General features: G+C 72.2%; 26 protein-coding genes and 2 pseudogenes. 10 read left to right on the forward strand and 18 right to left on the reverse strand.

From position 1 onward, the window contains the following. Window positions 1–67: 67 nt before the first annotated feature. Complete coding sequence (locus ACYVKF_RS10185) at window positions 68–1,573, reverse strand: vWA domain-containing protein (protein WP_460966348.1); 1,506 nt, start codon at window positions 1,571–1,573, stop codon at window positions 68–70. A 404-nt stretch (window positions 1,574–1,977) separates the two neighbouring features. On the opposite strand from ACYVKF_RS10185, the gene ACYVKF_RS10190 reads away from it, so the two are divergent. Next, the gene (locus ACYVKF_RS10190; protein ID WP_460966349.1) at window positions 1,978–2,397 is read left to right on the forward strand and encodes a DUF805 domain-containing protein; all 420 of its coding nucleotides are present in this window, start codon (window positions 1,978–1,980) and stop codon (window positions 2,395–2,397) included. A 76-nt stretch (window positions 2,398–2,473) separates the two neighbouring features. Here ACYVKF_RS10190 and ACYVKF_RS10195 read toward each other — a convergent pair whose 3' ends face one another. From ACYVKF_RS10195 to ACYVKF_RS10250, 12 genes are all read right to left on the reverse strand, one after another. Then, on the reverse strand, window positions 2,474–3,238 hold the full coding sequence (locus tag ACYVKF_RS10195; protein WP_460966350.1) for a MerR family transcriptional regulator: 765 nt from the start codon (window positions 3,236–3,238) through the stop codon (window positions 2,474–2,476). Window positions 3,239–3,299: 61 nt separating this feature from the next. Then, window positions 3,300–4,058: an ABC transporter permease gene (locus ACYVKF_RS10200; RefSeq protein ID WP_460966351.1), complete on the reverse strand. Its 759-nt coding sequence runs from the start codon at window positions 4,056–4,058 to the stop codon at window positions 3,300–3,302. Further along, complete coding sequence (locus ACYVKF_RS10205; RefSeq protein ID WP_056916156.1) at window positions 4,055–4,837, reverse strand: ABC transporter ATP-binding protein; 783 nt, start codon at window positions 4,835–4,837, stop codon at window positions 4,055–4,057. Before ACYVKF_RS10205 ends, ACYVKF_RS10200 begins: the two co-directional genes overlap by 4 nt. A gap of 84 nt (window positions 4,838–4,921) precedes the next feature. Then, entirely contained in the window at window positions 4,922–5,848 is a 927-nt protein-coding gene (locus tag ACYVKF_RS10210; protein WP_460966352.1) for a DUF429 domain-containing protein, read from the reverse strand. Beyond that, window positions 5,845–6,936 carry a DNA glycosylase AlkZ-like family protein gene (locus tag ACYVKF_RS10215; RefSeq protein ID WP_235529205.1) on the reverse strand — a complete coding sequence of 364 codons (1,092 nt, stop codon included), beginning with the start codon at window positions 6,934–6,936 and terminating at the stop codon, window positions 5,845–5,847. Before ACYVKF_RS10215 ends, ACYVKF_RS10210 begins: the two co-directional genes overlap by 4 nt. Window positions 6,937–6,982: 46 nt before the next feature. Then, window positions 6,983–7,630, reverse strand: coding sequence for a DedA family protein (locus tag ACYVKF_RS10220; RefSeq protein WP_460966353.1), 648 nt, complete (start codon window positions 7,628–7,630; stop codon window positions 6,983–6,985). Continuing rightward, window positions 7,627–8,637, reverse strand: a complete 1,011-nt coding sequence (gene egtD, locus ACYVKF_RS10225) for an L-histidine N(alpha)-methyltransferase (protein ID WP_460966354.1) — start codon at window positions 8,635–8,637, stop codon at window positions 7,627–7,629. The genes ACYVKF_RS10220 and egtD overlap by 4 nt, the downstream gene beginning before the upstream one ends. A 290-nt stretch (window positions 8,638–8,927) precedes the next feature. Further along, window positions 8,928–9,842 (reverse strand): oxidoreductase, encoded by a 915-nt coding sequence (locus ACYVKF_RS10230; protein WP_460966355.1) that lies wholly within the window; start codon window positions 9,840–9,842, stop codon window positions 8,928–8,930. Between the two features lie 96 nt (window positions 9,843–9,938). Continuing rightward, window positions 9,939–11,918, reverse strand: a complete 1,980-nt coding sequence (locus ACYVKF_RS10235; RefSeq protein WP_460966356.1) for a vWA domain-containing protein — start codon at window positions 11,916–11,918, stop codon at window positions 9,939–9,941. A 2-nt stretch (window positions 11,919–11,920) separates the two neighbouring features. After that, a complete protein-coding gene (locus ACYVKF_RS10240) occupies window positions 11,921–13,312 on the reverse strand; it encodes a sigma 54-interacting transcriptional regulator (protein WP_056916161.1) in 1,392 nt (463 codons plus the stop codon). 53 nt (window positions 13,313–13,365) lie between these two features. Beyond that, a complete protein-coding gene (locus tag ACYVKF_RS10245) occupies window positions 13,366–14,094 on the reverse strand; it encodes a VOC family protein (protein ID WP_460966357.1) in 729 nt (242 codons plus the stop codon). 141 nt (window positions 14,095–14,235) lie between these two features. Continuing rightward, window positions 14,236–15,303, reverse strand: coding sequence for an alkene reductase (locus ACYVKF_RS10250; RefSeq protein ID WP_460966358.1), 1,068 nt, complete (start codon window positions 15,301–15,303; stop codon window positions 14,236–14,238). Window positions 15,304–15,456: 153 nt separating this feature from the next. On the opposite strand from ACYVKF_RS10250, the gene ACYVKF_RS10255 reads away from it, so the two are divergent. Continuing rightward, window positions 15,457–15,978 carry a 2'-5' RNA ligase family protein gene (locus ACYVKF_RS10255; protein WP_460966359.1) on the forward strand — a complete coding sequence of 174 codons (522 nt, stop codon included), beginning with the start codon at window positions 15,457–15,459 and terminating at the stop codon, window positions 15,976–15,978. A 38-nt stretch (window positions 15,979–16,016) separates the two neighbouring features. Beyond that, window positions 16,017–17,261, forward strand: coding sequence for a cysteine desulfurase-like protein (locus ACYVKF_RS10260; RefSeq protein ID WP_460966360.1), 1,245 nt, complete (start codon window positions 16,017–16,019; stop codon window positions 17,259–17,261). A 36-nt stretch (window positions 17,262–17,297) separates the two neighbouring features. Here ACYVKF_RS10260 and ACYVKF_RS10265 read toward each other — a convergent pair whose 3' ends face one another. Both ACYVKF_RS10265 and ACYVKF_RS10270 read right to left on the reverse strand, forming a co-directional pair. After that, the gene (locus ACYVKF_RS10265; protein WP_460966361.1) at window positions 17,298–18,278 is read right to left on the reverse strand and encodes a serine hydrolase; all 981 of its coding nucleotides are present in this window, start codon (window positions 18,276–18,278) and stop codon (window positions 17,298–17,300) included. A 40-nt stretch (window positions 18,279–18,318) separates the two neighbouring features. Continuing rightward, window positions 18,319–19,044: pseudogene (locus ACYVKF_RS10270) on the reverse strand (NADPH-dependent F420 reductase); the annotation flags it as partial. Between the two features lie 20 nt (window positions 19,045–19,064). Here ACYVKF_RS10270 and ACYVKF_RS10275 point away from each other — a divergent pair. From ACYVKF_RS10275 to ACYVKF_RS10285, 3 genes are all read left to right on the forward strand, one after another. Further along, the gene (locus ACYVKF_RS10275; protein ID WP_082553258.1) at window positions 19,065–19,583 is read left to right on the forward strand and encodes a DinB family protein; all 519 of its coding nucleotides are present in this window, start codon (window positions 19,065–19,067) and stop codon (window positions 19,581–19,583) included. Window positions 19,584–19,619: 36 nt separating this feature from the next. Beyond that, the gene (locus ACYVKF_RS10280) at window positions 19,620–20,621 is read left to right on the forward strand and encodes a GTP pyrophosphokinase (RefSeq protein ID WP_056916169.1); all 1,002 of its coding nucleotides are present in this window, start codon (window positions 19,620–19,622) and stop codon (window positions 20,619–20,621) included. Window positions 20,622–20,766: 145 nt separating this feature from the next. Continuing rightward, window positions 20,767–21,222, forward strand: a complete 456-nt coding sequence (locus ACYVKF_RS10285; RefSeq protein WP_056916170.1) for a VOC family protein — start codon at window positions 20,767–20,769, stop codon at window positions 21,220–21,222. Here ACYVKF_RS10285 and ACYVKF_RS10290 read toward each other — a convergent pair. Beyond that, a complete protein-coding gene (locus ACYVKF_RS10290; RefSeq protein ID WP_056916171.1) occupies window positions 21,211–21,735 on the reverse strand; it encodes a MarR family winged helix-turn-helix transcriptional regulator in 525 nt (174 codons plus the stop codon). The two genes, ACYVKF_RS10285 and ACYVKF_RS10290, sit on opposite strands and share 12 nt — an antisense overlap. Before the next feature lie 56 nt (window positions 21,736–21,791). Here ACYVKF_RS10290 and ACYVKF_RS10295 point away from each other — a divergent pair, with 56 nt between their 5' ends. Next, window positions 21,792–23,003, forward strand: coding sequence for an FAD-dependent oxidoreductase (locus tag ACYVKF_RS10295; protein WP_460966362.1), 1,212 nt, complete (start codon window positions 21,792–21,794; stop codon window positions 23,001–23,003). On the opposite strand, the gene ACYVKF_RS10300 is transcribed toward ACYVKF_RS10295, so the two are convergent. Then, entirely contained in the window at window positions 22,966–23,334 is a 369-nt protein-coding gene (locus ACYVKF_RS10300; protein ID WP_460966363.1) for an iron chaperone, read from the reverse strand. The genes ACYVKF_RS10295 and ACYVKF_RS10300 overlap by 38 nt on opposite strands. 143 nt (window positions 23,335–23,477) lie before the next feature. Between ACYVKF_RS10300 and ACYVKF_RS10305 the strand changes: the two are divergent. From ACYVKF_RS10305 to ACYVKF_RS10315, 3 genes and pseudogenes are all read left to right on the forward strand, one after another. Beyond that, window positions 23,478–24,113, forward strand: a pseudogene (locus ACYVKF_RS10305) (transporter substrate-binding domain-containing protein); the annotation flags it as partial. A gap of 172 nt (window positions 24,114–24,285) precedes the next feature. Next, window positions 24,286–24,849 carry an amino acid ABC transporter permease gene (locus tag ACYVKF_RS10310; protein ID WP_460966926.1) on the forward strand — a complete coding sequence of 188 codons (564 nt, stop codon included), beginning with the start codon at window positions 24,286–24,288 and terminating at the stop codon, window positions 24,847–24,849. Beyond that, a complete protein-coding gene (locus tag ACYVKF_RS10315; protein ID WP_056916174.1) occupies window positions 24,846–25,643 on the forward strand; it encodes an amino acid ABC transporter ATP-binding protein in 798 nt (265 codons plus the stop codon). Before ACYVKF_RS10310 ends, ACYVKF_RS10315 begins: the two co-directional genes overlap by 4 nt. 10 nt (window positions 25,644–25,653) lie before the next feature. Here ACYVKF_RS10315 and ACYVKF_RS10320 read toward each other — a convergent pair whose 3' ends face one another. After that, complete coding sequence (locus ACYVKF_RS10320; RefSeq protein WP_082553232.1) at window positions 25,654–26,514, reverse strand: UbiA family prenyltransferase; 861 nt, start codon at window positions 26,512–26,514, stop codon at window positions 25,654–25,656. Window positions 26,515–26,580 lie beyond the last annotated feature (66 nt).

Here is a 26,580-nt window from a genome sequence, read left to right on the forward strand (position 1 = left end):
CACGTAGCCGGCACGGCCGGCCGTCACCTTCCGCGACTGCGACGGTGACGGCCGGTCCGGTGATGACTCAGGTGGTGACCTTGTCGACCAGGCGCGCCAGCTCGGCGACGTCACGGTCCTCGTCCACCGCGGCGGGCAGCGTCGCCGCGAGCTCACGCAGGTCGGAGGCGGAGGTCCACTGCGACCACGGGCCCTCCATGAGCCGGTCCGTCAGCAGCGCGACGACGAGGTCCTGCCGCAGCCGGGGAGAAGCCTGGTCGACGGTGTCGGCGCACTCGCTGTCGCGCAGGGACCCGGTGCGCTCGACAGGTCGCTCGCTCGCGTCGAGGTACCGGACCGTCGCCTTGACGAACGCCGCGTCCCGCACGCCGCCGCGCAGCTCCACGTCATACAACGCCGTGGTGGTGTGGCCGGCGAACACCTCGCCGCCGTCGACCGCGTCGTTGCGGAAGTTCTCGTCAGCGACGGCGCGGTTCTCGTATCCCAGCAGCCGGTACCCCTTGACCGCCTGCGGGTCGAACTCGACCTGGGCCTTCGCGTTCTTGGCCGCGACCACGAGCGATCCCGTCAGGCCGGGGGCGAACACCCGTTGCGCCTCGGCGGCCGTGTCCACGTAGACGTGCCAGCCGTCACCGCGATCGGCGAGCTGCTCGAGAAGCTGGTCGTTGTAGTCCTGGATGCCGACCCCGACCGAGATGAGGTTGGTGCCGGCGCGTGCCTGCGTGCTGATCCGCTCGAGGATCCCGCCGGCGCTGGTGTCGCCGACGTTGGCCACGCCGTCACTGACGAGGACGACGCGGGACATCCGGCCCTCGGTGTGCATCGAGCGGGCCAGGTCGTACCCCAGCGTGAGCCCGGCCGCCGCGTTGGTGCTGGCGTCGGGGTACAGCCCATCGATGGCCCGGTCGATGGCGTCCCGGTTGGAGGCGGGTGTCGGAGCGAGGGCAACGGCAGCCCGGGTCGAATAGCACACCATGGCAACGCGATCCGTGGCTCCCAGTGCCGCGGTGGCGGTCCTCAGGACGACCTTCGTCGTCTCCATCTTGCCCGCCTCGTCCATCGATCCGGAGCAGTCCACGACGAGGACGAGGTCAACGTCCGGGCGTGATTCGGGGCGAGGGCTGCTGATCCCGACCCGGACGAGGCGGTGGCCGTCGCGGAACGGCAGCGCGGCGGCGTCGATGCTGATGCCGAGTCCGTCGCGAGGCGCTTCGTAGCCCTGCTGGAAGTAGTTCACGAACTCCTCGGTGCGCACCTCGCCGGGGACCACCCGGCTGCCCTGGTTCACCGCGTCGCGGAAGCGGGTGTACGACCCGGTGTCGATGTCGAGCGCGAACGTGGACAGCGCGTCGGTCGCCGGGTCGGTCATCCGGAAGTCGTGGCTGGGCGCCATGTCCGGGAGGGGGAGCGGCTGCCCCGACCGGGACTCGCGGGCCCCGTTCGGGCCGGGTTGGACCGACTTGACGCCGCTCCGGTCGCTCCCGCCGCCGCCCCCGCAGGCGGTCACGGTCAGCGCGACCAGTGCCGCCGCGGCGGCACACGAGTAGTGCCTGCGGTGCTTCGTTGCTCCCATGGTGTTCCCCCTGCGTCGTCCCCGGATGTGCGTGGGACCGAAGGTAGGAGGGCAGGGTCCGCGCGGCAGTGGTGGTTATCGGGACGTGACCGGACCGATGACGGTTCGTGTCCGCTGAGATCCCCACGTGACCGGCGGGAGACCGGTGCGTGACCATCCGGTCGTGGCACGACCGTCGTCGACCCGTTCGCGGCGACGTCAGCCGGCGGCCGACGGCCGGTCCGCGGGCGGGGCGCCGAGGCTGTCCGGGTCCCGAGGTGTTGGGCGAGTGCCGCCCACGGACGGCTTCGACGCGCCATACTGACCGCGGTCATGTGGTCGAGCGCCACGGGAGCCGGATGCTCCGGACCGTGCAGGGGCCGGCCCCGCCAGGGGACCGGGCACACGTCACCATTGGGGGAACCATGGACTTCAAGACCTCTGTCAGCACCGTGCTTCGCAAGTACGTGGTGTTCAGCGGGCGCGCCCGTCGCAGCGAGTACTGGTGGTACGTCCTGTTCGAGGTGATCGTCTCGGCGGTAGCCCGGCTGCTCGACTCGGGGCTGTTCGACACCAAGAGCGGGTCGACCGGACCGATCGCCCTCATCGTGGCCCTCGGCCTGTTCCTGCCGTCGCTGGCCGTGACCGTCCGTCGCCTGCACGACGGCGGCCGCAGCGGTTGGTGGATCCTCATCGGCCTGATCCCGCTCATCGGTGCCATCGTCCTGATCGTCTTCCTCGTCAAGGACAGCGTCCCGGACAACGAGCACGGGCCGTCGCCGAAGGGTTCCACCCCGGCCGGCTTCTACGGCGCGGGTCCCGAGGCTCCGCGGCCCGCCGTCTGACCTGACCGCCGGCGGAGGTCGTCCTCCGCGGTGGTCCCTGCGTGTTCACGCAAGGACCACCGCTCGGCGGTGGGCGTCAGTCCAGCGGCTCGAGGCGGTGGATGTTGGTCCAGCCGGTCCACCCGTGCTGCTCGAGCCGGTCGAGGATCCGCCGGGCGCCGGGGACGGAGGACAGGAAGACCGCGTCCAGCAAGCTGGCCAGGTCGGCGGGCAGGGCCTCCTCGTCCCAGCTGGTCGCCGGCACCGCCTCGAACTGGGCGGCGAGGCGGTCCCCGACGGTGTCCAGCCGTGGGTCGTCGGCGGGCCACTGCACGATCTCGGCGAGCTCGCGGTACAGCTGGGTGACGTTCGGGTCCTCGAGCTGCTGGCTCTTGACGTCCATGTAGTAAGGCATTCGGTCCGGCAGCTGGGCCGCCACGAGGATCCAGGCGTCCCGCTCGGCCTCCACCATGAGCTCGGAGACGCCCACGCCGCGGAGCCGGTCCAGGTACGCGACGACCTCCGGCGGGAGCGCCAGGCTGTCGCCGGCCGCGAGCTTGGCGATCCGCTCGCGGTGGTGCTGGCGCTCGCGGATCTCGGCGCGCAGGCGGCGGTCGATGTCCTCGACCGCCGCCGCGAACTCCGACTCCCCGGCGTCGAGCAGCTCGTGCACCCGTGACAGCGGTACCCCGGCCTCGGCGAGCGTGCGGATCCGCACGAGCTCGACGACCGCCGCCGCGTCGTACCGGCGGTAGCCGGAGTGGTCGCGTTCGGGCTCGGGGAGCAGCCCCTTGGCGTGGTAGTGACGGACCGTGCGCACGGACACCCCGGCGTACGACGCGATCTGGCTGATGGTCAGCATGGGTTCATTGTGCGAGGTTCGCAGGTGCTCACGCGGGTTTCCCTCCCGGTATGGCGCGTGGTCAGGCGACCTTGGCGCGGTAGGTGCGCATGGCGAGCAGGTACGCGACGACGAGCAGCCCGACGCACCAGGCCAGCGCGACCCAGACGTCGCTGCCCACCGGCTGCTCGGCCAACAGGCGACGGATCGTGTCCACGATCGAGGTGACGGGCTGGTGCTCGGCGAACCAGCGCACCGGTCCCGGCATCCCCGCGGTGGGGACGAAGGCGGAGCTGATGAAGGGCAGGAAGATCAGCGGGTAGGAGAACCCGCTCACCCCGTCGACCGACCTGGCCGTGAGGCCGGGGATCACGGCGAGCCAAGTCAGGGCCAGGGTGAACAGGACCATGATGGCGAGCACGCCGAGCCAGGCGAGAACCCCTGCGCCGGAACGGAATCCCATCACGAGGGCGACGGCGACGACGAGCACGAGCGAGGTCAGGTTCGCCACCACGGAGGTGAGCACGTGGCTCCACAGCACGGCCGACCGCGCGATCGGCATGGACTGGAACCGCTCGACGATCCCGCCCGACACGTCGGTGAACAGGCGGAACGCGGTGTACGCGATTCCTGACGCGACGGTGACGAGCAGGATGCCCGGCAGGAGGTAGTCGACGTAGCTCTGGTCGCCGACGTCGATCGCACCGCCGAAGACGTAGACGAACAGCAGCAGCATCGCGATCGGGGTGATCGCCGTCGTGATGATGGTGTCTGGGGTGCGCAGGACGTGGCGCAGGGACCGCTTGAGCAGCACGGTCGTGTCGTGGCCGACGGTGGTCATCGGGTGGCTCCTTCGTGGTGGGCGCCGCCGTGGCCGACGATCGCGAGGAAGATGTCTTCGAGGGTGGGCTGCTTCTCGACGTACTCGACCGTGGTCGGCGGGAGCAGCTGCTTGAGGTCGGCGAGCGTGCCGTCGGCGATGATGCGGCCCTCGTGCAGCACCGCGATGCGGTCCGCGAGCTGCTCGGCCTCGTCCAGGTACTGGGTGGTCAGCAGCACGGTCGTGCCCCGCCCTGCGAGCTCGCGGACGGTCGCCCAGACCTCGAGCCGCGACTGGGGGTCGAGGCCGGTGGTCGGTTCGTCGAGGAACAGCACCGGCGGGTCACCGATCAGGCTCATCGCGATGTCGAGGCGTCGCCGCATCCCGCCCGAGTACGTGGCCACCCGCTTCCCGCCCGCGTCGGTCAGGTCGAACCTCGCGAGCAGGCCGTCGGCGACGGCGCCCGGTGCAGGCTGCCGCCGCAGCTCGGCGATGAGGACGAGGTTCTCCCGACCGGTGAGGACCTCGTCGACGGCCGCGAACTGCCCGGTGAGGCTGATCGAGGCGCGGACCTCCTGGGGCTGCGCTGCCACGTCGTACCCGTTGACGGTGGCGGTCCCGCCGTCCGGGCGCAGGAGGGTGGAGAGGATCTTCACCGCGGTGGTCTTGCCAGCCCCGTTGGAACCGAGGAGGGCGTGGATGCTCCCGGCACCGACCCGGAGGTCGACGCCGTTGAGCACGTCGTGGTCGCCGTAGGACTTGGTGAGCCCCACGATCTCGATGGCGTGTGTCGTGGTCATGCCACGAGGGTGCAACCCTGACGCTGCGTCAAGGTCAAGCCCCCGTTCTGGGGAGGCCTTGCGGCGCCCGGTCCGGGTGCCGGGTCAGGCCCAGATCGCTGCCGGTATGCCGTCGCTGAAGACCTCGGGCGGGTCCGGGAGCGGGGTGGCCAGGCCCACGGCCCTACGCGCTGCGGTCCACGCGACGGCGCAGGCGTCGAGGACGTCGTCGGCGGCATACCCGGGTCCGGACAGGACCGAGGGCGAGGCGAGCCCGGCCGCGGACAGGGCGGCGAGCCGGGCCCGGCGTCCCTCGTCGGTCTTCTTGTTGTCGAGCAGGGGGGCTCCCGCCATCGTCGCGTAGGACAGCTCCGGATGGACCTCGAGCACCATGACGGTGGGTCGGCTGCGGAGCCAGGTGTCGACCTCGAGGATCTTGGGCCGCAGCGCGAAGGCCTGCGCGCCCACACCCTGGTCGGACAGCGACCGGTTCACCGTGTCGGCCTCGGATCGCGACCCGGCCGCGTAGGCGGCCCTGGTCAGCGTGGTGAACACCGAGGAGGCCTTGCCCTTCAACACCTTGCGGGCCAACGCATCAGCCTGACGGGTGCTGTCGTCGGGCAACCCGATGGGGATGTCGATGCCGACGACCTGGATGCCCAGCGACTGCCGCACCGTCTCGACGAGACCACCGATCGTCTCGGCGACCGCGATGCGGGGACGGGGCGCGCCCGGCTCGAGGATCGCGCCGACCCACCCGGCCGTGCAGGCGTCGACGCCCAGGACCGGGACGGTGATCTCCAGTGGTGGCAACGGGATCGGCCCCGTGGGTGGTGCGACCGGGGCAGCATCGTCTGCGGGAGGAGCGAGCTCCACGCCGAGGTGTCGAGCGAGGCGCTGCAACGAGGACCCCGTGGCGGCGAGGGCGGCGGCCACCCGGGACTCGTCGCCGATGGCGACGCCGTCCCGTAGCGCCCCGGCCTGCTCGAGCAGCTGGTCGGCCAGGCGGCGCGCCTCGTCCCGGTTCGTCATCGCAGCCTCGCCAGCCCGAGCCAGTCGGCGAGGGCGTCGATCTCGGCCTCCACCGCCGTCGTCATCTCGTCGGTGAACGTCACGTCCTGGTGGACCGCGTGCACCTCGAGGATGCCTTCCTTGCGTTCGGCCTTGGCGTCGAGCTTGCCGATCAGCCTGTCCCCGAACAGGATCGGCAGCGCGTAGTAGCCCCAACGCCGCTTCGAGGCCGGCTTGTAGACCTCGAGGACGTACTCGAAGCCGAACAGGTCCTGCGCCCTTGACCGGTCGTAGACCAGTCGGTCGTACGGCGACAGCAGGGCCGCCCGTCCACGGAACGGCGTCGTCTCGTCGCGTTCCAGCGCCACGGGGTCGACCCGCCACCGTCCGTCGACTCCGTCGACCGTCACGGCGAGACCCGCCTCACCGACGTCGACCGGCTCGCTGGGCATCTTCGTCCCCTTGGCCCTCGCGATGCCGAGGGAGGTCAGGCGGCGCTCGTCTCGATGGCGCCTCGCCTCGTCCACGGTCATCGCCGGCTGGTCCGGGTAGACGCGCTCGGCGAGGTCGAAGACCCGCTGCCGTCCCCTCCGGCCGCTGACCGCCACCTCGGCCCGCATGACGAGGAACTCCAGCATCTGCGTCACGTTGCGGTCGTTGGTCCACCCCGACGACGGCCACGACACCAGGCTCGTGTCGGGGATCTCCTTGGACAGCAGGGGCCCGTGGTCCTCGAGCCGGTTGAGCACGTCCTGCCGGAACGGGTCGTTGGCCCGCAGCCATCCCCGGGCCTGTTCCCAGTCCCGTGGCCAGTCCTCGGCGCCGGCGAGGTGCGCGGGCAGGTCTTCGACAGGCCGGACCATGCCGTTGAACTCCACCAGCGTCCGCGTCTCGAGCGCCTGCTGCAGGTCCGCCGAGCGGTAGGCGGCCCCGAGCCGGCTCCAGAGCACGAGCTCGGCACTCGGGGCGATCGGTGCCGCGGGGTCGATCTGCAGGAGGCTCAGCTGCTGCACGACCTCGACGAGGTCACCGGGTCGGGGGAGGTCGAGCATCTGGGCGCGCACGGCGATCCGCCGCGCCTGCGCCCGGTCGATCTGGAGGTCCCCCACACCGGCGAGGGTAGCGACCCCTGCCGAGCGCGCGGTGCCCGTCGTCTCAGCCGGCCTCGCGGGAGCCGGCGCCCACGGTCTCGCGCGCACGCGCCATACGGCGCTCGCGCAGGCGGCGGGCCACGAGCCAGACGAGGACGACGAGGACGATCGCGACGACGGCCTTGCTCACGGGGGCGAGGTAGCGCTCCACGGCCGCGTAGTCGTCGCCGAGGCGGTAGCCCGCGTAGATGAAGACGGCGTTCCAGACCCCGCTGCCGAGGGCGGTGAGCAGGCTGAACCGCAGGAACGACATCCGCGTGAGCCCGGCCGGCACCGAGACCACCGAGCGGATGAACGGGATGCAGCGGCCCACGAGCACGACGACCTCGCCGCGTGCCTCGAAGAACCGTTGACCGCGGTCGAGGTCGCGCTGGCCGAAGAGGAGGAACCACGGCTTGCCCGCGAGGTGGTGCAGGCGTTCGTAGCTCAGGGCGACACCGAGCCAGTAGAGGACGTAGGCGCCGAGCAGCGACCCGACGGTGGCGGCAGCCCACGCGAGGTAGGGGTTGAGATGACCTGCCGCGGCGGCGAACCCGGCGAACGGCAGCACGACCTCGGACGGGATCGGGGGGATGACGGTCTCGAGCAGGATCAGCAGGCCGACCCCCAGCTCACCGATCTGGTTGATGAGCTCGACGATGCGGTCGGTCACGTCAGCGCCCGCGCCGCGACCGTCCAGAGCGACACGCTGAACCGGCCGGCGTCGTCCGTCCACCACCCGGCGGCGTCGAACCCGGCCGCCTCGAACTCCGCAGCCAGGCGCTCGCGGGTGAACTTGGCCGAGATCTCGGTGCGCAGCTGCTCGCCTGCCGCGAAGTCCACCTCGAGGTCGAGGTCGGCGATCCGGACGTGCACGTCGCGCACGGCCTCGAGACGCATCTCGATCCAGGCGTTCTCGGCATCCCACACGGCGACGTGGCGGAAGTCCCGGGGGTCGAAGTCGGCGCCGAGGCGACCGTTGACCACCTCGAGGACGTTGAGGTTGAACGCCGCCGTCACCCCGGCGGCGTCGTCGTACGCCGGCACGAGCACGTCGGGCGACTTCACCAGGTCGGCACCGAGCAAAAACGCGTCACCGGGTTCCAGCGCCCCGTGCAGGGTGGCGAGGAACCGTTGCCGCTGCTGCGGGTCCTGGTTGCCGATGGTGCCACCCAGGAAGATCACCAAGCGGCCACCGGTGCGGTCGCCCTCGTCGACGGCCAGGGCCTCGGCCAGGCCGTGCTCGAAGTCGGCCCTCACCGACTCGAGCTCGAGCGCGGGGTACCGCAGGGCCAGGTCCTCGGCAGCGGCGCGAAGGGCGCTCTCGCTGACGTCGATCGCCCGGTATGCCGCCTGCTCGCCGTCCGGGGTGGAGGCCAGCACGGCCTCGATGAGGGCCCGCGTCTTCTCCGAGGAGCCGGAGCCCAGCTCGATGAGGTGGTGGCTCCCCGCAGCGGACACGATCTCCGGGGCGCGGGCCATGAGGATCTCCCGCTCCGCGGCGAAGGGGTAGTACTCCGGCAGCCGGGTGATCTCCTCGTAGAGCTCGCTGCCGACCTTGTCGTAGAACCACTTCGGCGGCAGCGTCTTGGGGCTGCTGGTCAACCCGGAGCGGACGTCCTCGCTCAGGCTGCGCTCGCTGAAGTCCTCGGGCAGGTGGTCGCGGTGTCGCTGGGCCATCGGCTCGCTCTCGTCGTCAGCCCCGGTGGTGGGGTCGGCTGGGCCGTCCCGACGCTACCCACGGGCGGCGACATCGGCCTCTCGACAGCCAACGCCCGCCCACCGCGACGGGTTCCGACGCGGGCGCCATACCTGAGTGAGCGCGAACTGTCGGAACAGACGGAGCATTCCGACACTTCGCGCTCATCGAGAGTGGAGCATGGGTGTGGGCGCGGGGACGTGCCCGGGCCGAGCCGCCGAGCCGCCGGGCCGCCGGGCCGCCGGGCCGCCGGGCCGAGCTGCCGAGCCGCTCAGAAGGTGAACTGCACGCCCGTGAGCTCCTCGCTGCGCCCCCACAGCAGGCCGGACAGCGTCTCGTCGCGCGCCCACTGGCTGCGCCGGGCCTCGCCCACCGGGCCGCGGGTCTCGCGGAACCCGGTCGGGCCCGAGTAGGACCCGGGCTCGGCCACGGTCGCCGCGTAAAGGATCCCTTCGGCGCCCTTGTCCGGACCGGGGAACGCGAGCTTCACGCCCCACTGGGCGATCGTGCCGACCACCGGTATGGCGCCCATGCCGTCCTTGCTGGCCACGAGGTTGGTGGCGGAGACGCCGGGGTGCGCAGCCGTGGAGGTGAGCGTCGACCCGGCCGCCGTGGCGCGCCGCTGCAGCTCGGTCGCGAAGAGCAGGTTGGCGAGCTTGGAGCGGCCGTACGACGACTGCGGGTCGTAGCCCTCGCTGGGGTTGCCCTCGCAGACCACGCCGTCGCCGGCGTGGTGCGCGATCGACGAGACCGTCGTGACCCGCGGGGCCGAGGACTCGAGGAGGTGCGGCAGGAGCAGGCCGGTCAGGGCGAAGTGGCCCAGGTGGTTGGTGCCGAACTGCAGCTCGAAGCCGTCCTCGGTCTCGCGTCGCCGCGGCGGGGCCATGACTCCGGCGTTGTTGACGAGCAGGTCGAGCGGCCCGTCGAACCGGTCGGCGAACGCGTGGACCGACGCCTGGGAGGCCAGGTCGAGCGACTCGACGGTGACGCGCCCCTTCGCCCCGGTGGCGCGGATCCGTCGGGCGCCCTCCTCGCCGGAGGACGTGTTGCGGACTGCCATGACGACGTCGGCGCCGTGGCGGGCCAGCTCGCGCGCCTCGACCAGCCCGATCCCGGAGTTGGCGCCGGTGACGAGGGCGCGCCGTCCGGTGAGGTCGGGCATCTGGTCAGCGGTCCAGCGGCTCATGCGTGGCCTCTCGTGGGGGTCGGGCGGGGGTCGGGTGGGGCGGGGTGCTGCTCACCGTGCCAGCGCACGGCGAGGTGTGGTTGTTCCCCGGGCTCGTCAGCCGGCAGCGCGACGCCCCTTGCGGGCCTGGAGGTAGTCGCTGACGACGTACTCGCCGAGCCGGTCGACGCTGGGGGTGAACACCCGCCCGCCGGCTCGCCGCGCGATGGCGTCGACGAACCGCGCCAGCCCCGGGTCCTCGCCGAGCATGAACACGTTGAGCGCGGCCCCGGCCCGCCGCAGCTCGTCGACCTGGGCGACCGTGGCGCGCAGGGTCGCGTTCGTCGTCGGCCACTGGAACTCCGGTATGCCGCCGTCCCCGAGGTGCGCCGTCGGCTCGCCGTCGGTGACGACGAGCACCACCGGTTGCGCCTGCGGGTGCCGGCGCAGGTGACGGGAGGCGAGCATGAGTGCGTGCTGGAGGTTGGTGCCCTGCACCCACTCCGGCTCGGCATCGGCGAGCTGCACGGGGGTGAGGCGCCTGGCGGCGATGTTGAACCCGATGATCTGCAGCGCGTCCTGCCGGAACCGCGTCTGCACCAGGTGCGACAACGCCAGCGCCGTCTGCTTCATCGGCCCCCAACGGCCTTCGTTGACCATCGAGAACGACATGTCCACGCAGAGGGCGACCGCCGCCGTGGTGCGACGCTCGGTCTCGACCACCTCGAAGTCGGCCACGTCGAGGCTCACCTGGCCCGGCTGGATACCGGTGCGGCGCAAGGCGTTCGCGACCGTGCGCGGGACGTCGAGCGGCTGCTCGTCGCCGAACTCCCAGGCCCTCGTCAGGCCGGTGGGTTCGTCGGCGTGGCCGGTGCGGCGGTCGTCGTGGTCGCCGTGGCCGTCGGCGGACAGCCCCTCGAACACCTTCTTCAACGCCGTCTCCCCGAGCCGACGCACGGCGCGCGGGGTGAGCCGCAGACCGTCGTCGCCCTGGCTGACGTACCCCTGGCGCTCGAGCTCGCGCTCCAGCTGCCGCAACGCCTCGAGGTCGCGGGCGGCATCGGCGCCGAGGTGCTGCTCGAGGCGTTCGACGTCGATGTCGTCCAGGCTCGACCCGCCGTAGCCCTGGCCGATCTGCTCCATGAGTGACTCGAGGTCGGCGAGCTCGGCGACCGCCTCGACGGCCGCGCTGTAGCCCAGGGGCTCACCACCGGGGCGCATCCCGACGGGGCTGCCGCGGTCGAGCCCGGGTCGCAGTGCGCGCAGGTTGTCGTTCAGCTGCGCCATCTCCGAGGCCAGGTCGGCGTCGGCGAGGGCGTCGCTCATGAGCTGGCCGAGCTGCTCGCGCTGCTCCGGGGTGAGCGAGGCCATCATCCGGGCCGCAGCGGCCTGTCGCCGGGCGAGGGCGTCGATCAGCTCGTCGACGTCCTGCGGGTCCTCGGGGAACAGCTCGCCGTGCTTGTCCATGAACTGCCGGAACGCGTCGGTCGTGTCCTCGCCCCGGGCGTGCGAGGCGAGCAGCCGGTTGAGGTCGGCGAGCATGTCCCGGACCGCCGCCATCGCCTCCGGGTCCGGGTCGGACAGCGCCCGCGCCATCCCGGCGAACTGCGCGTCCATCACCTCGCGCTGCAGCATCTGGGCGATCGAGTCGTAGATCGCCTTCGCCTCGGGGGAGTGCCACTCGTGCGAGGCGAGCGCCCGCACCTGACCGGCCGCGTCGTCGGGCAGCGTGGCGAGGTCCATCTCGGCGAGGCGCGCGTCGTCGGTGTCCTCCCCGGCGAGGGCGTCGCGCTCGGCAGCGAGGGCCTGGTCGAGGGCCGCCCGGACCTGGTCGAGCGTGCCCGACAGGTCACCCTTGCGCCGGGCCGCGTCCCGAGCCCGCCGTATGCGGTCGGCGAGCTCGTCGAGCCCGCGTCGCCCGTCCATCCCGCGCCGCAGCAGGTCGCGCAGGGCCTCTCGGGCGGAGCCCCCCGCGAGGACGTCGCGGCCGATCTCGTCGAGGGCCTCCCGCACGTCGAACGGCGGGGCCAGCGGATCGGCCCCACCCTGCCACGGGCCGTAGCGGAACCGGTCGCCGTGGTGACCGCTGCCGGGCACGATCAGGCCCCGTAGACCGTGCGGCCGGCCACGGTGTCCTTGTCGAGGCGCCGGGTGAGGTGCAGGCCCTCGAGGACGAACTCGACAGCGGCAGCGACCTGGCCCGGGCCGGCGTCGTCGCCGTGGCCGAGCCGGTCGAGCACCTTGGACAGGCCCGGGGTGGTCCCGATCTGGGCGAGCAGGTCGGCCGCGGGGACGAGCTCGCCGGTCTCGACGACCTCGCCCTCGGCGAACCGCTCGGTGAACCCCGACAGGTCCAGGCCCTGCAGCCGTGCCCGGAACGTCTCGGCGGTCGCGAGCCGCAGGAGGTGGTCGAGCACGTCGCGCTCGCGTCCCTCCTCGCCCATCTCGAACTCCACCTTGCCGAGCAGCGTCGGCACCACGGTGGGCACGTCGCAGATCCGGGCCACGGCCTCGGACTCGCCGGAGCGAGCCGCGCGCCGCAGGGCCGAGGCGCTCACGCTCTCGGCCGCCGCGATCGAGAAGCGCGCCGAGACGCCCGACCGCTGGTCGACCGCCGAGGACTCACGCAACCCGCGGGTGAACCGCGCCAGCACCTCGACGAGGTGCTCGGGCACGTCGGCGACGGTCTCGGCCTCCTGCTGGATCAGGCGGACCTCGTCGGCGACCTCCTCCTGGTAGTGCGTGCGGATCTCGGCCCCGAAGCGGTCCTTGAGCGGGGTGATGATGCGTCCGCGGTTCGTGTAGTCCTCGGGGTTGGCGGTGGCCACGAGCAGCAGGTCGAGGGGCAGGCGCAGGGAGTACCCGCGGATCTGGATGTCCCGCTCCTCGAGGACGTTGAACATGGCCACCTGGATGCGTTCGGCGAGGTCGGGCAGCTCGTTGAGGCCGAAGATGCCGCGGTTGGCACGGGGGACGAGGCCGTAGTGGACCGTCTCGGGATCACCGAGGGTGCGGCCCTGGGCGACCTTGACCGGGTCGACGTCGCCGACGAGGTCCCCGACGCTGGTGTCGGGCGTGGCCAGCTTCTCGGTGTAGCGCTCGTCCCGGTGCCGCCACACCACCGGGAGGTCGTCCCCGAGGTCGGCCTTGAGGTTGAGGCAGCGGGTGCACACCGGAACGGTCGGGTCGTCGTGGATCTCGCAGCCCGCGACCTCGGGGGCCCACTCGTCGAGCAGCTGGCCGAGGGTGCGCATCAGCCGGGTCTTGCCCTGGCCGCGCTCGCCGAGCAGGACGAGGTCGTGGCCGGCCAGCAGGGCGCTCTCCAGCTCGGGCAGGACGGTGTCGTCGAAGCCGACGATGCCCGGGAACGCAGTCTCCCCGGAACGCAGTCGCTCCAGCAGGTTCTCGCGGAGCTCCGCCTTCACGCTGCGGTGGGTGTAGCCGGTGGCGACGAGCTCGCCGAGGGTGCCGGGGCGTTCGGTCTGGGTCATTGCTCCACGCTACGTCCGGCCCTGCGCGACCGACACCCGTGGGGGCGTCCTGCTCAGGGACTGGTGACCCGTGGCCCGCGGCCGCCCGACGCGTTCGGCGGCGCCTCGACGAACGCGCAGAACACGTTTCCCTCGGGGTCGGCCAGGACCGTCCAGTCGGGACGCTCCTCGAGGACCCGCGCCCCGGCGGCGACGAGCGCCTCGATGCTGGGGGTGTCGACGTCCCAGTGCACGCGGTTCTTGCCGGTCCGCGGCTCGGGCACCGGCACGAACACCAGGCTCTCGAACGGCAGGGCGGCGTCCGGCCCCGCGTCGAGCCACCACCAGTCGTGCTCCTGGTCGCTGCCGACGGGGAGCCCGAGGACCTCACCCCACCAGCGCGCCATCCGGCCGGGATCCGCGCAGTCCACCACGACCTCGTACAGGCGGTAGCCGCTCAGTCGCTCCGGGGTCCGGACGAACGCGCAGAACTCACCACCCTCCGGGTCGGCCATGATCGTCCAGCGCTGCTCCCGGGTGGCGGGGACCAGGACGGTCGCACCCAGGGCCTCGAGCGCGGCCACGGACTCGGTGTCGACGTCGAGGTGCACGCGGTTCTTGACGGTCTTCGGCTCGGGCACGGTGTTGAGCCACAGGCTGTGGTGCGCCGTCTCGCCGAGCAGGACCGTCGGGTCCGTCCGGTCGGCCCGGCGCCGCAGGCCGAGGGCCGCCGTCCAGAACGCGACCTGCCGGGCCTCGTCCTGCACGTCGAGGCAGAGGTCCTTGAACCGTGCGAGCGACATCCGCCCACCCTAGGGATCCACTGCGCCCATGAAAGTGCGCCCTGCCCATGGAACGTCATGGGCAGGGCGCACTCCGGTGGGCACAGCTCGCTGGACGGCGGAGCAGGCCCTGGTCCGGCGCCGGGTCGGTGGCGCCGGAGGTCAGGCGGCCGGGTAGTCGGTGTAGCCCTCGGCGCCGCCGCCGTAGAAGGTGTCGGGGTTCGGCTCGTTGAGCTCGATGCCCTCGCGCCAGCGCTTGGGCAGGTCGGGGTTGGCCAGGAACGGGCGGCCCACGGCGACGAGGTCACCGAGGTCGCGCTCCAGCAGGCCCTCGACGGAGTCCAGCGTCGTCACGTCACCGAAACCGGTGTTGATCATGACCGGGCCGTCGAACCGCTTGCGCAGGTCACGCAGCAGGTCGGAGTCGGGGGCGGCCAGGATGCTCAGGTAGGCCAGACCCAGGTCGGCGATGCCCGAGACGAGCGCGTCGTACGTCGTCGTGGTGTCGGCCGCGTCCTCCTCGAGGACGCCCTGGATGTTGTGCGCCGGGGAGATCCGGATCCCGACGCGCTCGGCGCCGATCGCCTCGGCGACGGCGCGGGTGACCTCGATCGACAGGCGCGCACGGTTCTCGGGGGAGCCGCCGTACCCGTCGGTGCGGGTGTTGCTGCTCGGCGCGAGGAACTGGTGGAGCAGGTAGCCGTTGGCCGAGTGGACCTCGACACCGTCGGCGCCGGCGGCCACGGCCTGGCGGGCCGCGTGCACGAAGTCGGCGACGATCCCGGGAATCTCGTCGGTCTCCAGGGCCCGAGGCGTCGGCTGGTCGACCTGGCCGGTGGCCGTGACCATCTTCCCGGGCGCCGCGATCGCGCTCGGGGCCACGGACTCGAGGCCACCCTTGTTGTCGGGGTGGGCGATGCGTCCGACGTGCATGAGCTGGATGAAGATGCGACCACCCTCGGCGTGCACGGCCTCGGTCACCTTGGCCCAGCCGGCGACCTGCTCGTCGCTGTGGATGCCGGGGGTGTCGAGGTAGCCCTGGCCGACGGCGGAGGGCTGGGTGCCCTCGGTGATGATGAGGCCGGCGCTGGCGCGCTGGCGGTAGTACTCGACGTTGAGGTCGGTGGGAACGCCACCCTCACCGGCACGGTTGCGGGTGAGCGGAGCCATCACGAAGCGCTGCGGCAGCGTCCACGGGCCGACCTGGGCGTTCTCGAATGCCTTGGACATGCAATCTCCTCGAAGTCGATCGTCAAAAGTTCAACAAGGACGGCAACCGTGGTGACCGGCGACTGATTCCCGGTTCCCGGTCAACTCGCGGCGACAGGCGCCAGTCCGTGCTGCGGGCGTGCCGTACGTCACCCCGGCGGCGAGGATGGGGTCGTGCAGTCCGTCGAGCTCCTCCTGGACGCGGCCACCGATGCCGCGGTCCGCGCCGAGTGGGCCGCCCTGTCCACGGCGGGGCTGCCCAGCCAGGCCGACCACTGCGGCGAGACCAACGCGCCGCACGTCTCCGTCGCCGTCGCCGGCGCGTTCCCCGGTGCGGCGGAGGAGCTCCTGGCCGCAGTGGCGGCGGGGATCCCGGTCCCCGTGCGGCTCGGCGCGCCGGTGCTGTTCGGTGGCCGCCGCGTCGTGCTGGCCCGCCTCGTCGTCACCGACCGCGCCCTGCTGGACCTCCACACCGCCGTCTGGTCCGCGGTCGCCGGTGCCGCCGACCCCTCGCCCCACACCGTCCCGGGGAGGTGGGTGCCGCACGTGACGCTCGCCCGCGGCATACCCGCCGAGGAGGTGGCGACGGCGCTGGGGACGTTGGGTCGCGAGCGTGGTGGGGTGCCGGAGCTGGTGGGCGAGGCCGTGTCACTGCGGCGCTGGGACTCCGACGCCCGGCGCGCGTGGACGGTCTGACGCGACCCTGCCCGCGCGGGGATGGCACAGTGCTGGGTATGCCGCCGACCGCACCCGCCGTTGCCCCCGCCGTCCTCGACGTCGTCGCCCTCCGCGCCCAGTTCCCGGCCCTGGACGGTGGCGCCGCGCACTTCGACGGCCCCGGTGGCTCTCAGATCCCGACGGTCGTGGCCGAAGCCGTGGCGTCGACGATGACCGCCCCGATGTCGACCCGCGGCAGCGTCACGAGGGCGGAGCAGAACTCCGACTCCCACGTGCTCGCCGCCCGCTCCGCGCTCGCGGACCTGCTGGGGGCCCAGCCCGGTGGGGTGGTGTTCGGGCGGAGCATGACGGCACTGACGTTCGACCTGTCGCGCACGCTGGCCAAGGACTGGGGTCCGGGCGACGAGGTCGTCGTCAGCCGGCTCGACCACGACGCGAACATCCGTCCGTGGGTGCTTGCCGCCCAGGCCGTCGGCGCGACGGTCCGGTGGGCGGAGTTCGACCCGGAGACCGGCGAGCTGGACCCGCAGGCGTTCGCGGACGTGGTGACGGACCGGACCAGGCTGGTCGCGGTGACCGGTGCCTCCAACCTCATCGGCACCCGCCCGGACCTGCCCGCCATCGCCGGGATCGCCCACGACCACGGTGCGCTGCTGTTCGTCGACGCCGTCCATCTCGCCGCCCACGCGAGCGTCGACCTCGTCGGGTCCGGCGCCGACGTCGTGGCCTGCTCGCCCTACAAGTTCTTCGGGCCGCACTGCGGGGCGTTCGCGGCCGATCCGGCGTTCCTCGAGACCCTGCAGCCCGACAAGCTCGCGCCGTCGTCCGACGCGGTGCCCGAACGGTTCGAGCTGGGGACGCTGCCCTACGAGCTCATGGCCGGCACCGCCGCTGCGATCGACTTCATGGCCGACCTGGTGCCGGGCGCCGGGTCCGACGCCTCCCGCCGGGAACGGCTGGTGCGCTCCCTGGCCGCGGTCGAGGCGCACGAGCTCGAGCTGCGCGGGCGCATCGAGGCCGCCCTGGCCGAGCTGCCCGGAGCCACCCTCTACTCCCGTGCCGCCCACCGCACCCCGACCCTGCTGGTGGGGTTCGACGGGCACGACAGCTCGGCGATCTATCGCTTCCTCGCCGACCGCGGGGTGAACGTCCCGGCCAGCAACTTCTACGCCCTCGAGGCGTCCCGGGCCCTGGGCCTCGGGGACGCGGGTGCGCTGCGGATCGGGTTGGCGTCGTACACGGACGACGACGACTTCGCCCGCCTGCTCGACGGCCTCGACGCCTGGTTCGCGCAGGCCTGACGTCGCGCCGGCCGCGGTCGCCGGCGCCAGCTCTCGCTACTCCCGGGCGAGACGGGCCTTGAGGATGGTCGCCAGCCGGTTCATCTGCTGCACGTGCGCGGCGTCGCCATCGGTCTGGACCACCGCCGGGCCCACGTGGTCGGTGATGATCGCGACGGCATACCCGTCGTAGATCCCCATCTGGCGGGTCACGGTGTCGGGGCGGAGCCAGCCACCCTTGAACGCCCCCGCGCCGATGGTGCCCAGCCCCCACCGGTGCGCGCTGATCGGACGCATGGACGAGAGCAGGTAGCTGCTCGAGGCGCGGGACACCACACGGCCGTTCGCCAGCGCGGCCATGAACCGCACCTGCTCACGGATCGTCCACTGCATCCCGCCCTGCGAGGTGTCCGGGGCGACGGTGCGGGTGTCGCCGACCGAGCGCAGGACGCGGGTGATCGCGGCGCCGGGGCTGCCGGGGATCTCGTTGCGCAGCGCCACGACCGCGTCGGCGTCGGAGGCGGTCAGGGCGGCAGAGATCCATCGGCGCTGCTGGGCGGTGGCCCTGCCGGGGTCGCCGTCGCAGACCGTGTCGAGGAAGGCCGCGACGACCAGCACCTTGGACGTCGACCAGGCCTTCCAGCTCGGGACCGAGCCCTCGACGGTGACGTCGCCCGGATCGGACAGCGGGGCGAACGCCAGGGCGTTGCGGGTGTCGCCCACCAGGCCCGCGGGCCTGGCGGGGCCGCCGGCCGTGGAACGCGACGGCGTCGGCGTGGGGGCCTCGGGGGTCGAGGGGGTGGACCGCGCGGTCTTCGTGGCCGTGGCGGTCGAGGGTCGCTTCGTCGCGGCGGTCGTGGTCGCGGCGGTCGTGGACGTGGTCGGGCTCGCCGCGGTCGTGGCGGTGGTCCCCGGTGACGTGGCGGTGGTGGCCCCCGAGGAGGCGGCGGAGCCCGTGTCGGCCGCGCGGCCGGGTGGCGGCGAGGAGCAGGCGGCCAGCAGCAGGCCGGCGACGACGATCGCGAGGGTGGGGCGCACGCTCACCGAGGGTAGCCGCCGGCCCGTCGGCCGGACCGGGTCAGCTGTCGCGGTACCGCTTCGCCGCGGCTGCACGATCGGCGAGCACGGAGGCGTCCACGGGCGCCGGCCCCTTCGACCAGTCGGTGGGGTCCGCGGCATACATCACGGCGTAGGCCGCGGTGTCGCGCTGCGTGCGCCAGCCCTCGGCGAGGGGGCCGAGGTCCAGGGTGTCGTAGCCGATCTCGTCGAACAGCCGCGTCACGGTGGCCTTGGCGTCGGCGTCGTCCCCGGCGATCGCGAGGGCGCTGCGCTCAGGGGAGCCGGCCGGGCGGGCCAAGGCCCGGAGGTGCTCGAAGTAGATGTTGTTGAAGCCCTTGACCACGTGGGACGTGGGCAGGTGCGCCTGGACCAGCTCGGACGTCGTGGTCGACTCGTCATCGAGCTCGGCGACCTGCCCGTCACGCTGCGGGTAGTAGTTGAGGGTGTCGATGACGACCTTGCCGGCGAGCTCGTCGACCGGGATGTCGCGGTAGTTCTTGAGGGGGATGGTCACGACGACCACGTCCCCGGCCTTCGCAGCCTCTGCCGCCGTCGCGGCCCGTGCACCCGGGCCGAGCTCGGTGACGAGGTCGGCGAGCGTCTCCGGCCCGCGGCTGTTGCTCATCACGACCTCGTGGCCGGCCGCGAGGGCCAGCCGTGCGACGGTGCTGCCGATGTTGCCACTGCCGATGAAACCCCATGTCGTCATGCCCGCGTCAACCGTCTGGCGACCCCGTTGATTCCGGCTTTGGCATGCTCTGCGCCATGACCTCCCCGTCGAACGACTCCCAGAGCCCCGCGCCCGCCAGTGAGCGGGAGGTGCTCGTGGAGTACCTCGGCCACTTCCGGCTCACCTTCGCGCGACTGTGCGAAGACCTGACGGCGGAGCAGCTGGCGACCCGTTCGGTCGAACCGTCCTCCTTGTCGCTCCTCGGTCTGCTGCGGCACCTCGCGAAGGTCGAGCACATCTGGTTCCGGATCACCATGGAGGGCAACGAGATCCCGCGCCTCTACGGCACCAGCGAGGTCGTCGACGCCGACTTCGACGGCGCGGTCGCCGATCCCGAGGTCGTGGCCGAGGCGTGGGAGTCCTGGCGGCGGGAGGTCGCCCACGCCGAGGAGTTCGTCGCGCAGGCCGCCTCGCTCGAGCTCATGAGCACCCACCCGACCCGCGACCCCATCTCCCTGCGGGAGCTGCTCGTGCACCTCATCGAGGAGTACGCGCGGCACTGCGGCCACGCCGACCTGCTGCGTGAGCGGATCGACGGCCGCACCGGTCACTGAGCCCGCCGCAGCGCGGCATACGGCAGGGTGGGGTCCGTGAGTGAGGACCAGGAGCGCATCCGTGATGCCGTGCAGCGGTATGCCGCCGTGCACGGTCAGGTGCAGGAGGCCAGTGACGGGTACGTCGCCATGGTGACGGCGCTGCTCGACGACGCCGGCATCAACTACGTGTCGGTGACCGGCCGGGCCAAGAGCGTCGCCTCGTTCGCGGGCAAGGCGGCCCGCACGGGCCCCGACGGCGACCCGCTCTACGGGGACCCGATCGAGCAGATCACCGACCAGGTGGGGGTCCGGGTGGTGACCTACCTGCGTGACGACGTCACTGCCGTCGCCGACCTGCTCTCCGACCAGCTCAGCGTCCTCGACGACCGCGACCTCGGGCAGGAGACGGCGCGACAGGGACGGTTCGGCTACGCGAGCCGGCACCTGCTCGTGGCGATCGACCGGATCAAGGGTGCGCCGGCGCAGTACGACTCGCTGAAGGGGTTCAGCGCGTCCGTGCAGGTGCGGACGATCCTCCAGCACGCCTGGGCCGAGTTCGAGCACGACATCCGCTACAAGGGCACCATCCCCGAGGAGCACGTCAGCGACCTCGACCGACGGTTCACCCTGGCCGCGGGCCTGCTCGAGCTCGCCGACCGTGAGTTCTCCGAGATCCGGCACCGGTTGCAGGCGACCATGGGTGAGCACGCCCTCCCGGCCGACGACAGCGACCCGCGCATCAGCGCCTCCGACCTCGCGACCTTCCTCGGCGGCCAGTTCACCGATGCCGGCTGGTCACGCACCGACCACTACGCCTGGATCTCCGGGTTGCTGCTCGAGCTCGGGATCACCTCGCTCGAGGAGCTCGCCGGGCTGCTCCAGTCGATCGACGCACCGGCCATCGACGCGCGGATGGGCTACCGCTACCCGGCCGGGGCCGTGCGTCGGCTGGACGACGCCCTGCTCGCGGTGTTCGGCGCCCGTTACCTCGGGCTGCACGGCAACGCCCACCGGGAGGCGTCGCTGCGGGCTCGTCTGGACAAGCTGCGCGCCTGAGTCGGGGGCGCGCGGGAGGCCCGCAGAAAGGGTGCGGGAGGCCCGCAGAAAGGGTGATGACGCCGTCGGCGCCCGGGTCTATCGTCCGGGGCATCACCCTCGGCCGCGCCGGTCGGCCGGTCCCGACCACCCCTGGGAGCACCTGATGGCCTCGACGCTCAACCCCTACCTCGGCTTCGACAACCGCGCCCGTGAGGCGATGGAGTTCTACCACGACGCCTTCGGCGGCACCCTGACGATGAACACCTTCGGCGAGTACGGCGCGGCGGACGGCCCCGACAAGGACAAGATCATGCACGCCCAGCTCGTGACCGACGCCGGCTTCACGCTGATGGCCAGCGACGTGCCCGAGGGGATGGAGCGCGACTCGGGCTCGTCGATCACGGTCAGCATCAGCGGCGACGACGCCGACGAGCTGCGTGGCTACTGGGACAAGCTCAGCGACGGCGGCACCGTGACGATGCCGCTCGCGAAGCAGATGTGGGGCGACGAGTTCGGCATGCTCACCGACCGCTTCGGGACGGCGTGGATGGTCAACATCGCCGGCTCGGCCGGTGGCGAGGACCCGGGCGCCGCGGGTGGCGAGGACTCAGGCGCCTGACCGGGGTCCGCTCGCCGATGCGGACGGCGTGCGCGCTGTGGCTCCCGCGGGCGGTGCGGTCGCAGCGACCCGCTCCCGGTGGCGGTCGGTCACCTCGGTGAAGCCGTCGAGCAGGGCGCGCAGCCGCTCCAGCTCGGCCACCGTGAAGCTCGCCAACCCCTGCTGACCCTCCTCGACCATGGGCCCGTAGGCCGCCCAGGTGCGACGCATCCCTTCCTCGGTCATCGCCACGAGGATCTTGCGTCGGTCGGTCGGGCTCGGCTCTCGCTGCACGTACCCCTTGGCGGCCAGCCGGTCGAGCAGCGCCGTGGTGGCCGCCGGCTTGAGCCCTGTCGCCACGCTGAGCTCGCCCGCGGTCCGAGGCCCCTCCACGAGCACGTCGAGGCAGCGCAGGTCGGCCGGGCCGAGCCCGAGCTGCCGCCCGACGGCGTCGTCGAAGGCCGCGACGCTGCGCTGGTAGTGCTGCATCGCCCGACCGAGGTCGTCCACGACCTGTTGACGTCGTCGTGCCATGCGTGCAATCCTTTCGATTATCGAACTATCCGATTGTCGTAAGAAAGGCTATCACCGTGAAGGCTCTCGTCGTCGGTGGCGGCATCGCCGGACCCGCCACCGCCCTGGCCCTGCAGCAGGTCGGCATCGACGCGCTCGTCCTGGAGTCCCACCGGGAGTCCCGCGGGGCAGGCGACCAGGTGGGTTCGTACTTCACGGTCGCTCCCAACGGACTCAGCGCCCTGGAGGCGATCGGCACCCTGGAGCTCGCGCGGGGCATCGGCAGCAGCACCCGCACCAACCTCATGTTCGGCGCGACGGGGAAGCTGCTGGGCCGCGTCACCGCCGGCACGCCGCTGGCCGACGGCACGCCCGCCCTGACCATGAAGCGTTCGCACCTCGGCCGGCTGCTGGGTGACGAGGCCCGGTCGCGGGGGATCGAGGTACGTCAGGGCGCCAGGGTCATCTCCGTGGCCACGGATGCGGGCGCCGCGGTCGCCACCCTGGCCGACGGGAGCGAGCTGTCGGCCGACCTCGTGGTCGGCGCCGACGGCGTGCACTCCATCGTGCGCCGAGCCGTCGACCCAGGGGCGCCGGGCGCACGGTACGTCGGACTCACCAACTTCGGGGGCATCACCCGCGGCACCGCGCTCGCGTCCGAGCTGGCTCCGGAGTCGTGGCACTTCGTGTTCGGGCGGCGGTCGTTCTTCGGGGCGCACCCGACACCGGCGGGCGACGTCGTGTGGTTCGTCAACGTGCCCCGGCCGGAGATCGCACCCGCCGAGCGGGCCGGCACCACCCCCGAGGAGTGGCGGGACCGGCTGGCCCGGCTCGCGGAGGACGACGCAGGCCCGGCGCGGGCCCTGATCGAGGCAGGAGAGCTGGAGCTCGCCGGGGACAACACCTACGACCTGCCGCACGTGCCCACGTGGCACCGCGGACGGATCGCCCTGGTGGGGGACGCCCTGCACGCGCCGTCGCCCAGCTCCGGTCAGGGTGCCTCGATGGCCCTGGAGGATGCCGTCGAGCTCGCCACATCGTTGCGGGACGCCGGTTCGGTGCCGGAGGGGTTCGCCCGCTTCGAGGCCCGGCGCAGGGCCCGCGTCGAGAAGATCGTCAAGGTCGGGGCGCGGTCCAGCAGCGCGAAGATCCCCGGTCGGGTGGGTCGCGTGCCCCTGGAGGCGATGATGCGGGTCGTCTTCCGGTACGCGGTCACCGACCGGTCCCAGGAGTGGATGACCGGCCACCGCGTCACCCTGCAGGCTGCCCCGTACCTCGGACGCGGTTGAGGTGCAGCCGGACCGTCCGGGCGACGAGCTCGAGCGGCAGCGGGGCCGACAACGGGAACTTCAGCGTGCCCCGCCCCGCGACGTAGGGGACGGTCTCGGCGGCATACGACTCGTCGCCCTCGGGGATCGGGTAGACGCTCACGTGTCCCCTCCACCCGGCGACGTACATCGCGACCCGACCGTCCACGAAGAAGGCGGGGATGCCGTAGCTGATCCTCTCCTCGGCACCCGGGAGCTCCGCCAGGATCGTGGCGCGCAGCCGCTCCACCGCGTCCCGGCTCGGCCCGGACAGCGCGGACAGGTAGGCCTCGACCGTCTCGAAGGGCGCCATGGCGCGACGCTACTCCGGTGCGTGGATACGGTGACAGGGTGAAACGCGCCGCCTCCGCCCTGTTCGTGGTCCTGCTGGGACTGCTCTGCGTGGCGGTGCCGTCGTCCGCAGCCCCGGCCTCGAGCACCAGCACGGGTGGCGAGATGGACCCACTCGGTGCCGCCTGGGCGGCTGGGCTCCCGCCGACCATCAAGGTCGGGACGGAGGGCGTCTACCCACCGTTCAGCTACCACGGCGGGACGGGCAGCGGCCTGACCGGCTACGACGTCGACGTCATGAACGCCATCGGCAAGCACCTCGGGGTGAAGGTCGAGTACGTCGAGACACCCTTCGACTCGATGTTCGCGGCCCTGGAGGCGGGCCGGTTCGACGTCGTCGCCAACCAGATCACCTTCAACGAGGAGCGCAACGCGCGGTACGACCTCAGCGACCCCTACGTCGAGACCACCGGCGTCCTGGTCGTCCGCAAGGACGAGACCCGGATCAAGACCATCGCCGACCTCAAGGGGAAGCGGTCGGCGCAGAACATCACGAGCAACTGGGCCGAGGTCGCCAAGAAGGCCGGGGCGACGGTCGTGCCGGTCGACGACATGGCGCTCGCGATCGACAACCTCGAGCAGGGGCGCGTCGATGCCCTGGTCAACGACAAGCTGGCCATCCGCAACTACCTCGCCACCAAGAAGGACGCGGGGGTGAAGGTCGTCGCCGAGACCGACGACGTCAGCAGGTCGGTCCTCGCGGCGAGGAAGGGCTCGGGCTACCTTCCCCAGCTCAACAAGGCCATCGCCGACCTCAAGGCCGACGGCACGCTCGACAAGATCTACGCCAAGTACTTCGGTGCCGAGCGGAAGCAGACCAGCACCCTGCAGGTGATGAAGGACAACGCCTGGCCGATGGCGCGCGGCCCTCACCAAGACCATCCCGCTCACCGCGATCAGCTTCGCCATCGGCATGGTGATCGCGCTGGCGGTCGGCCTGATGCGGATGTCCAAGCAGCCCGTGGTGTCGGGGATCGCCCGGCTCTACATCTCGTTCATCCGCGGGACGCCGCTGCTGGTGCAGCTCTTCCTCATCTTCTACGCCCTGCCCCAGCTCGGGGTGAAGATAGAGCCGTTCCTCGCAGCGGTGATCGCCTTCAGCGTCAACGTCGGTGGGTATGCCGCGGAGATCGTCCGCTCCTCCGTCGAGAGCCTGCCCAAGGGGCAGTGGGAGGCTGCGTCCACCGTCGGCATGGACTACGCCACCACCCTGCGGCGGATCATCCTGCCGCAGGCTGCGCGGACCGCGGTCCCACCGTTGTCCAACACCCTGATCTCGTTGGTCAAGGACACCTCGCTCGCCGCGGTCATCCTCGTGACCGAGCTGTTCCAGCAGGCCCGGCTCGCGGCGGCCCCGAGCTTCGAGTTCCTCGCACTGTTCGGCATGGCGGCTGTCTACTACTGGGTCATCTGCCTCGTGCTGTCCTTCGTCCAGTCCCGCACCGAGACCCGACTGAACAGGTTCGTGGCCGTATGAGCACCTCTCCCAGCACCCACCTCGTCGAGGTCGAGCACCTGCGCAAGTCCTTCGGCGACAACGTCGTCATCGAGGACGTGTCGTTCACCGTCGACCCGGGCACCGTCACCTGCGTCATCGGACCGTCCGGCTCCGGCAAGACCACGCTGCTGCGCGCCCTCAACGCCCTCGAGGTGCCCGACAAGGGGATCGTCCGGATCGGCGACACCACCGTCGACTTCGCCGGCATCAACCCCGGTGCCCGCGGCCGCCTGCCGCGAGCCCAGCGGGCCGAGCTCATGGCGCTGCGTCGCCACAGCGGCATGGTCTTCCAGGCCCACCACCTCTTCCCGCACAAGACCGCGCTCGAGAACGTCACCGAGGGCCCGGTCGTCGTCCAGCACGAACCCGGCGCCGAGGCGACGGAGCGGGCTCGCCGGCTCCTCGACAAGGTGGGCCTGGCCGACCACGCCGACAAGTACCCCTTCCAGCTCTCGGGCGGTCAGCAGCAGCGCGTCGGGATCGCCCGGGCCCTGGCGATGCGGCCCGACCTCGTGCTCTTCGACGAACCCACCTCGGCGCTCGACCCCGAGCTCGTCGGCGACGTCCTCGGCGTGATGAAGGCCCTCGCCGGAGAGGGCCTGACCATGGTGGTGGTGACGCACGAGCTGAGGTTCGCGCAGCAGGTCGCCGACCAGGTGCTCTTCATCGACGGCGGCCTGATCGTGGAGCAGGGTCCGCCACAGGACGTCATCGCGAACCCCCAGCACCCCCGGACGAAGACGTTCCTCCAGCGGCTGCTCGAACCCATCTGAGGCCGCGCCGTCAGGCGCGCAGGACGAGGCTGACGACGTCGACGAGCGCGATGGCGATCGAGGCGAGGAACGGGACCCGTCCCCGTCCGCCCACTGCGACCGCGGCCAGCGCGACGCAGAGGCCTCCGGCGACGGCTGCGGACAGTGGCACCGGACCCGGCGGGCCGAGCACGGCGACCGCGGAGCCTGCGAGCAGCACCAGCGGTGCCACGACCCGCACGACGCCGGCCCCCAGCCGCTGGGGGAGCCCCCGCACACCGGTCGCCGCGTCGTCCGCGAGGTCGGGGAGGGCGTTGAGCAGGTGCGCGCCCACCCCCAGGACTGCGCCGGTGGCGACCATCCAGGCCGGTGGCCAGGACGGGGTTGGGAGGGCGAGGCTGACGACCGCGGGCAGCGCGCCGAAGGCGACCGCATACGGGACCGCCGACCAGGCCGTGCGCTTGAGGCCGAGGTTGTAGGCCCACCCGGAGGCGACCCCGAGCGCCAGGTGCACCGACCCCGAACGCCAGCCGCACGCGAGGGAGAGCACCACGCACGCGACGAGGGACACCGCGATGGCGCTGCGAACCACGGCCTCCGACGCGGCGCCGGTGGCGACGGGCTTGTCCGTCCGGCCGACCCGGCGGTCGCGGTCGGCGTCGATGAGGTCGTTGGACCACCCGATCCCGAGCTGCCCGGTCGCGACCGCGGCCACGACGAGGAGGCCGGAGCCGAAGGAGTGCCCGGCAGCCACGGCGAGCAGGGCGGTCAGGACGGTGACCGCGAGGGCGGGTGCGGGGTGGGCCGCCGCGAGGATCGCGAGCAGGCGGTGCGGGCCCGGTCGGGGCCGCGCGGCGGACGGTGCCGCCGGTCCGTCGGTGCCCTCACCCATACCCCGCAGCGTAGGTGCGAGGAACGGTATGGCGCCGAGGGCGCGCTCCCGGGCCGGCCGTGCCTA

The sequence above is a fragment of the Pedococcus soli genome (genome assembly GCF_054782575.1).